Source organism: Pseudomonas sp. BMW13 (assembly GCF_013357275.1).
Taxonomy (GTDB): Bacteria; Pseudomonadota; Gammaproteobacteria; order Pseudomonadales; family Pseudomonadaceae; genus Aquipseudomonas; species Aquipseudomonas khazarica.
In genome coordinates this window covers 1-7,880 of sequence record NZ_SUKD01000054.1, presented here as the reverse complement: position 1 = coordinate 7,880, position 7,880 = coordinate 1, and the positions used below count along the sequence as shown (strand labels likewise).

The following is a 7,880-nucleotide window of genomic DNA, read 5'->3' as shown; positions in this document are numbered from 1 at the left end:
CATGATGATCGCCGGCACTTCACGTCCGCTGTGCCGGCGCAGGTGACGAATGCAGTCGGCGCCGGAGACTTCGGTGCCGAGGTCGAAGTCGGTCACCACCAGGTCGAAATGCATCGACGCATCGGGCAGTGCATCGAAGGTCGCCACCTCGCAACCCCACTTGCGCAGCAGGGTCGCGGTCGCCAGCAGCACGTTCTGATCGTCCTCGATCAGGCACACGCGCAAGCCATCGAGCATCCTCGGCGCCTGGGCGCTGCCCGCGTGGGTCGGGCGGCTCGCGCTCGGTGCCTCGACCCGCTGCAAGCCGTCGATCATCGCCCGCGTGCCTCGGCCCTCGACGGAGCGCATGCTCACCCGCAGGTCCATCAGCGTGCCCAGGCGCCTGACGATGGCGAGGCCCAGGCCCATGCCGTCGACGTCGCGGTCACGCTCCTGACGCACGCGATAGAACTCGTTGAAGATGCTGTCGAGATGGCCGACGGCGATGCCCCGGCCCCGGTCGTAGACCTCGATGGCGAGGCCCTGGCCGCGACGCCGGCAGGCGATCAGCACCGGCTTGCCCGGCGCGTATTTCAGCGCGTTGGACAGCAGATTCTGCAGCATGGTGGTGAGCAGCGCCGGGTCAGCGCGCACATGCAGCGGTGGGCAATGCAGACGAATCTCGACCCCGGCCCAGCGCGTCGCCTCGGCATTCTGCTGGATGAGCTGCTGCAGCAGAGGACGCAGCTCCAGCGTCTCCATTCGCGGCACTACCTTGCCGCTGTCCAGCGAGTACATGTCGAGAATCGAGCGGAACAGGCGCGCGACGCTGTGCAGTGACTTGTCGATGTTCTCCACCAGGCGCCGCTGCTCGGCGCCCAGGTCGCTGTCGCGCAGGCAGGCGGTGAACAGGCTGATGGAGTGGATGGGCTGCCGCAGGTCATGGCTGGCCTGCGCGAGGAACTGCGACTTGGCCCGGTTCGCCGCCTGCTCGGCCTCGGCAGCCTCGCGTGAGCGTTTGAGCAGGGCGTGCATGTAGCCGGGGACCATGATCGTGGTGAGCAGCAAGGTGATCAGCAGATAAGGTTGCGAATGCCAGTAGCCGGTCAGCAACGCGATCCCCAGCAACGACAGCAACGCCATGAAGGTGGCCAGCAGCAGGTAGCCGGAGCCATAGCGCAGGCCGTAGCCGATGGTGCTCCAGATCAGCGTCGCATAGAGCGGCAGCATGGCTTCTTCGCCAGCGGCCATGACCAGCGTGATACCGCCGTAGTCGGTGAGCATGGTGATCAGCCGGCGGACTCGGTAGTGGCCAGGACGCCGACCGATGTCGAGCCAGAGGAGCATCGACACGCTCCAGAAGAAGGCGATGAAGGCAAAGACCTTCCAGACCAGCTGCGGCTCGATCAGCCCGAACCGGTACAGCCCCACGAAGTAGCAGGAGGCAACCACCACGAAGATCAGGCGCACCCCGGCCTGGGCGCGCTCGGTGTCGTAGGAAACCGTCCTGGGCATGCTGGCACTCCCTGCTGATTGCAGCGCTTGTCGTTGTTCCGGCACCTTAGGCCGTAGCCATCGGGCGGTGCAAGGCGCTGGCAGGCAAACACCCGGGCACTAGTACAACTGCACTAGTGCCGGCCTGCCCCTGCCTGGAGTCACGGACACTGCTGGGAAAACTGGAGCGGGGTAATGCACGTGTACTGGCGATGCGCTCGCTCACAGGCGCACGTCGAACTTGTCCAGCAGCAGTTCCCCGGGAACGTCCGCGCTGACCAGTTGATTGCGCCCGCGCTGCTTGCCCCGGTACAGGCGGCGGTCGGCGCTGCGGTAGAGCTCGGCGGCGCTGCGTCCATCCGCTGGCCAGGCGGCCAGGCCGAAGGTGGCCGACAGCGCGATCAGTTGGCCGTCGTACTCCAGCGGCTGCTCGGCGACCTGCTCGCGGAGCAGCTCCACCAGCGGCTCGGCACCCGCACTGTCGGTGTGCCGCAACAACAGGCCGAACTCCTCGCCGCCCAGGCGCCCGAGGAAATCCGTCACGCGCAGGCGGTGCTGGAGTATCTGGCAGATGTGCTGCAGGGCCATGTCCCCCGCCTCGTGCCCCCACTGGTCGTTGACCTGCTTGAAGTGGTCGACGTCGAGCAGCGCCAGCACCAGATGCCCGTTGCTGCGCTCGACCTCCTGGATGCTGCGCTGCAAGGCATGCTGGAAGCTGCCACGGCTGGCCACGCCGGTCAGCGAATCGGTCTGCGCCAGGCGCTCCAGCTCCAGATGGGCCTGCATGCGCAAGCCATCGTAGATATGCACAAAGACCAGGATGAGGACACCGCACAGGGCCGCATTGCCCAGGTCGATCAGGCCACGGGTATCCAGGTTCAGGCGGTTGTCGGCGAAGTACAGCAACAGGCCGGCGAGCATGAACGGCGCGGTCAGCAGGAAGGCACGCTGCTTGCCCAGCAGCAGGTAGGCCAACAGCGGAATCATGTACAGCCAGACGAACGCCGCCGCTGAGGCATCCGGCATGACGATGATGTAGAGGATGAAACAGAAGGTCGGGACCAGGTACAGGTAGATCCACAGGTTGAGGTGGCGCGCCCGCCCGATGCGGCTGGCGCCGAACAGCAGCAGCGCGGTGCACAGCACTTCGAGGATGGCGAACGGGTAGTTGCCGGCCAACGCCTGCAGCACGGAAAAGCCACCCAGGGTCAGCCCCGTTGCCAGCAGGATGGTACGCATCAGCGCACGCTTGCCCGACTCACGCAGCCCTTCGCAGTGCTCCGTGCCTACATCCCTGTGCTCGTTATAGTCACCATCGCCCATGTTCTTGCCCAGCGGTACCGCCCTCAGTGGTGCGCAGCCCCCCGCTGCGCACCATCTGCCAACTATAGACGCTGTCGCGCCTTTTACACCGCGTAGCCCAGCACTCGCGGCAACCACAGGGCGATTTCCGGGAAGATCGCCACCAGCAGCAGCGCACTGGACATCACCACCACGAACAACGCGGCCCAGCCCACGGTCTGCTCGAGTCGGATCTTGGCGACCTCGGCCGTGACCATCAGGTTGATCGCCACCGGAGGGGTGAACTGGCCGATGGCGATGTTCATTGCCAGCAGGATGCCGAACCACACCGGATTCCAGCCGAAGTGCTGCATCACCGGGATGAGGATCGGCATCAGGATCAGGTAGATGGAAATCGCATCGAGCAGCATGCCCGCCAGCAGCACGGCGAGCATCACCAGTGCCAGCAACACCCAGCCGTTGTCCGACAGCGAGATCAGCCACTCGGCCAGGTGGCGGAAGGTGCCGAGCATGGTGCCGGCCCAGGCGAAGATGCCGGCCAGGGCGATGATCAGCATGACCACCCCCGAGATCACCGCCGCCTCGCCACACAGGCGCCAGAGGCCGCGCCAGTCCAGCTCGCGGGTGAGGAACAGGCCGACCAGCACGCCGTAGGTGACACCGGCCACCGCCGCCTCGGTCGGGGTGAACAGGCCGCTGCGCAGCCCACCGAGGATCAGCACCGGAGCGAACAGCGCCGGCAGCGCCTGCTTGAAGCTTTCCCCCAGTGCCGGGCGCTCGCCCTGCTCCGGGGACTCCCAGCCGTAGCGACGCGACAGCAGCCAGGCCGGCAGCAGCAGCACCAGGCCGGCGATGATGCCGGGGAACAGGCCGGCGGCGAACAGCGCGCGCAGGTCCACGCCGGGCACCACGATGGAGTAGAGGATCAGCGCGATCGACGGCGGGATCAGGATCGCCGTGGACGCCGAGGCGGCGATCAGGGTGGCCGAGAACGGCTTGGGATAGCCTGCCCGGGTCATGCTCGGCAGCATCACCATGGCCACCGCAGCGGCATCCGCCGGACCGGAGCCGCTCATGCCGCCCATGATCAGGCACACCAGCACCGCCACCAGCGCCAGGCCGCCATGACGCGGGCCGATCAGCGCCTGGGCGAAGCGCACCAGGCGCAAGGCCACGCCGGCCTTCTCGAACACCAGGCCGGTGAGGATGAACAGCGGAATGGCGATCAGCGGGTACTTGGCCACGCCGTTGTAGGTGTTGGTACCCAGGGTGGCGAGCATGTCCGGCGACAGGCAGGCGATGATGCCGATGGCGCCGGACAGCCCCAGGGCAAAGGCCACCGGCACACCGAGCGCCAGCAGCACGACGAAGCTGAGGATCAACCAGAGATCAGGGCTCATCGCTGATCCTCCCGCGCAGACGATCCAGGGTCATCTGGCTCAGGCGCACGAACACCAGCAGCGCCAGGATCGGCAGCCACACCACGTACCACCAGTTGGGCAGGCCGAGCCCCGGCGACTGCGACTCCCACTGGTATTCCTCCCAGGCGAACTGGCCACCGAACCAGCACACCAGCCCCAGTACCAGCACGCCGGCCAGCCACTGCAGCAGGATCAGCGGCGTGCGCAGGCGCGGGAACAGGCGCTCGAGCAGGCCGATACGGATGTGCCGGTTGCTGCGCATGGCCACGCTGGCACCGGCGAAGGTCAGCACCACCAGCAGGAACACCGAGATTTCCTCGGTGAACGCGAAAGAAGCATCGGTGAAATAACGCACCACGACGTTGGCCAGGCTGATCAGACTGATGATCACCAGGGCCAGGGTGGCGAGCGCGCGCTCCAGTGGCGCGTCGACTTGCTTGCTCATAAGAACCTCGAATGACCGGCTTGGCGTGCTTCAGCAGAAGAGCGGCTCTCTCCCCAGCCCCTCTCCCATGAACGAGAGAGGGGAGCGGATCGGTGTCGCGCGACAGACCTGCTGCAGCACGCCGCAAAGCCCTTGGGCTTGCGGTCAGATGAAACGGATCAGGGCTGGGCCACGGCTTTGCGCGCGGCGTCCATCAGCGCATCGCCGATACGCGGTGCCCATTTCTCTTGCACGCTGGCAGTGGCCTCGACGAACGCGGCACGCTCGGCCTCGCTCAGTTCGATCACCTCCACGCCACGCTCGCGGATGTCTGCCAGACGCTGGGCCTGGGCATTGCGCGACAGCTCGATCTCCCACTTGCCGGCATCGCGCGCGGCCTGGCTGAGCAGCTCGCGGTCAGCTTCCGGCATGGCTTTCCAGACGCGCTGGTTGACCGCGAAGATCAGCGGGTCGGCCATGTAGTTCCACAGGGTCAGGTACTTCTGGCCGACCTGGTCGATCCGCGCCACGTCGAACACCGACAACGGGTTTTCCTGGCCGTCCACCGCACCGGTGGTCAGCGCCGGCTTGGCGTCGGCCCAGCTCATCTGCGTGGGGTTGGCGCCGAGGGCGGTGAAGGTGTCCTGGAACAGCGGCGAGCCGACCACACGGATCTTCAGACCCGCCAGATCGGCCGGGCTGCGTACCGGCTTGGCCGAGTTCGACAGCTGACGGAAGCCGTTCTCGCCCCAGGCCAGCGGCACGATGCCGCGCTGCTCGATGGCGGCGAACGCCAGCTTGCCGCCTTCACCCTGGGTGATGGCGTCGAGGTCGGCGTCGTTCTGCATCAGGAACGGCAGGGAGAACAGGTTGAGTTCCGGGACCTGCGGCGACCAGTTGATGGTCGAACCCACGGCCATGTCGATCAGGCCGGAGCGCATGGCGGAGAACTCCTTGGTCTGGTCGCCAGCCACCAGTTGCGCATTGGGGTACACGCGCAGGGTGATGCGCCCTTCGGAGCGTTCGTTGACCAGGTCGGCCCACTTCTGTGCGGCCTGGCCCCAGGGGAAGGCATCCGACAGGACCGTGGACACGGAGTATTCGCGTGCCTGCGCGGTGGCGCACAGGGCAGTCAGCGCAGCGCCGGCGGCGAGCGCGGAAAAGAGTCGCTTGAGTTTCATCGGGGCGTCCTTGTATGGATCTTGGTCGTTGTCGTTGTGGCACCGGGCAAGGGTGCGGATCCAGCGGCGAACGGGTGGCTCGCCTGGCGCGCCAGGTTGGCACGCGAGAGGGACACGGCAGGTGTCACGACTGCCGGGCAGGCCTTGTGGGCGATCGGCAGGTGCCAGCGGGTTACGCATAGCCGCCTAACTATTCCAGAAGCGCGCGCCGAATGCCATTGTCCGATGTCCGTCGACGTTGCCCGCTGGCAGCGCCGCCAACCATAATCAGCGGCTTGTGACTTCGGATATTCGCCCATGGCCATCTCTCGCGACGACCTCGACCAGCACGGCCTGATCATCGGTGTGTCGCCCGAGCGTTTTCGCGCGGTGGCTATGCCGCTGCTGTTCGACCACCTGAACGCCCAGTGCGAGGGCACCATCGCGGTCAATCGCCAGGCGCGCATCGTCTGGATCAACGACAAGTACGCGCAGAAGGTCGGCATCGCCGATCCGCGTACCGCACTGGGCAAGGAGATCGAGGAAGTGCTGCCGGCCAGCCGCCTGCGCGAGGTGGTCGAGAGCGGCCAGCCGAGCATGCTCGACCTGATGGCCTTCGGCAGCGAACACTTCGTGGTCACCCGCATCCCGCTGCGCGACGAGGACGGCACCCTGGTCGGTGCGCTGGGCTTCGTCCTGTTCGACCGCGCCCGCCATCTCAAGCCGCTGATGGCCAAGTACAACAACCTGCAGAGCCAGTTGCTCGCCACCCAGCACGAACTGGCCAAGGCCCGTCGGGCGCGCTACACCATCGCCGGGTTCATCGGCGCCAGCGCCGCGGCCAGCGAGGTCAAGCGCCAGGCCCGGCGTGCCGCGCAACTGGACGCCACGGTGCTGATCCGCGGCGAGACCGGCACCGGCAAGGAGCTGCTGGCCCAGGGCATCCACAACCTGTCGCCACGGGCCAACGGCCCCTTCGTCGCGGTCAACGTCGCCGCGATTCCGGAAACCCTGGTCGAGGCCGAGCTGTTCGGCACCGCGCCGGGCGCCTTCACCGGCGCCGAGCGCAAGGGGCGCATCGGCAAGTTCGAGGTGGCCAACGGCGGCACGCTGTTCCTCGACGAGATCGGCGACCTGCCGCTGCCGTTGCAGGCCAAGCTGCTGCGTGTGCTGCAGGAACAGGAGGTCGAGCCGCTCGGCTCCAACCAGGTCAAACCGCTGAACGTGCGGGTGATCGCCGCCACCCATATCGACCTGGAGGCCAAGGTCGCCGCCGGGCAGTTCCGCGACGATCTCTACTACCGCCTCAACGTGCTGGCCCTGCGCGTGCCACCGCTGCGCGAACGGGCCAGTGACATCCCCGCGCTGATCGAGCACCTGCTCGACGACCTGGCCAACCGTTCCGGCCTGGCGCCGCTGGAACTGACGGACGACGCACTGGCGCTGCTCTGCGCCCAGCCCTGGCGCGGCAACGTGCGAGAGCTGCGCAATCTGCTGGAGCGGGCGCAACTGGCGCTGGATGGCCGCCTGGATGGTGAAACCCTGCGTGGCCTGCTGGTGGACCCGGTAGCGCCGGGCGAGCCGGTGCCCGTTGCGCCGGTGATGGCGAGCCCGGCGAGGACGCTGGCCGAACAGCTGGCGCAGGTCGAACGCCAGGCACTGCAGGCGGCACTCACGGCCGCCGACGGCAATCGCCAGCAGGCCGCCGAACGCCTGGGAATATCCCGCGCCGGGTTCTACGCCAAGCTGGCGCAGCATGGCCTCGGACGCAGGGGCTGAGCGGGCCAGTTGTGGGAGCGGTCACTGGCGGGTTGCAGTCGCCCTACGCATTCGCCATACACAGTCACCGTAGGAGCGGCTTCAGCCGCGATGCTCTTTCACAGCCCTTCGCGGCTGAAGCCGCTCCTACAGAGATCGTTGCCAACCGCAGGTGCGTAGCCCGGATGAAATCCGGGGAGCAGGCACCACGGCAGCCCCGGATTGCATCCGGACTACGGTGCTGGACCTTCAGAGAACCGGCCGTTGGCGGGTTGCACCCGCTCTACGCATTCGTCGTACACAGTCACCGTGGGAGCGGCTTCAGCCGCGATGCTCTCTCGC

Annotated in this window: 6 protein-coding genes; 1 reads left to right on the top strand and 5 read right to left on the bottom strand. The window is 67.0% G+C overall.

The window, feature by feature from the left end; translation table 11 throughout:
- The 5 genes from E4487_RS24145 to E4487_RS24125 form a co-directional block, all read right to left on the bottom strand.
- A partial coding sequence (locus E4487_RS24145) for a hybrid sensor histidine kinase/response regulator (protein ID WP_175254561.1) occupies positions 1–1,494 on the bottom strand: 1,494 nt, incomplete at its 3' end.
- Between the two features lie 201 nt (positions 1,495–1,695).
- Positions 1,696–2,796, bottom strand: coding sequence for a GGDEF domain-containing protein (locus E4487_RS24140; protein WP_175254560.1), 1,101 nt, complete (start codon positions 2,794–2,796; stop codon positions 1,696–1,698).
- An 83-nt stretch (positions 2,797–2,879) separates the two neighbouring features.
- Positions 2,880–4,175: a TRAP transporter large permease gene (locus tag E4487_RS24135; protein ID WP_175254559.1), complete on the bottom strand. Its 1,296-nt coding sequence runs from the start codon at positions 4,173–4,175 to the stop codon at positions 2,880–2,882.
- Positions 4,165–4,641 carry a TRAP transporter small permease gene (locus tag E4487_RS24130; protein ID WP_037056038.1) on the bottom strand — a complete coding sequence of 159 codons (477 nt, stop codon included), beginning with the start codon at positions 4,639–4,641 and terminating at the stop codon, positions 4,165–4,167. Before E4487_RS24130 ends, E4487_RS24135 begins: the two co-directional genes overlap by 11 nt.
- Before the next feature lie 158 nt (positions 4,642–4,799).
- Positions 4,800–5,801, bottom strand: coding sequence for a DctP family TRAP transporter solute-binding subunit (locus tag E4487_RS24125; protein WP_175254558.1), 1,002 nt, complete (start codon positions 5,799–5,801; stop codon positions 4,800–4,802).
- A 297-nt stretch (positions 5,802–6,098) separates the two neighbouring features.
- Between E4487_RS24125 and E4487_RS24120 the strand changes: the two genes are divergently transcribed.
- Positions 6,099–7,559, top strand: coding sequence for a sigma-54-dependent Fis family transcriptional regulator (locus tag E4487_RS24120; RefSeq protein WP_175254557.1), 1,461 nt, complete (start codon positions 6,099–6,101; stop codon positions 7,557–7,559).
- Positions 7,560–7,880 lie beyond the last annotated feature (321 nt).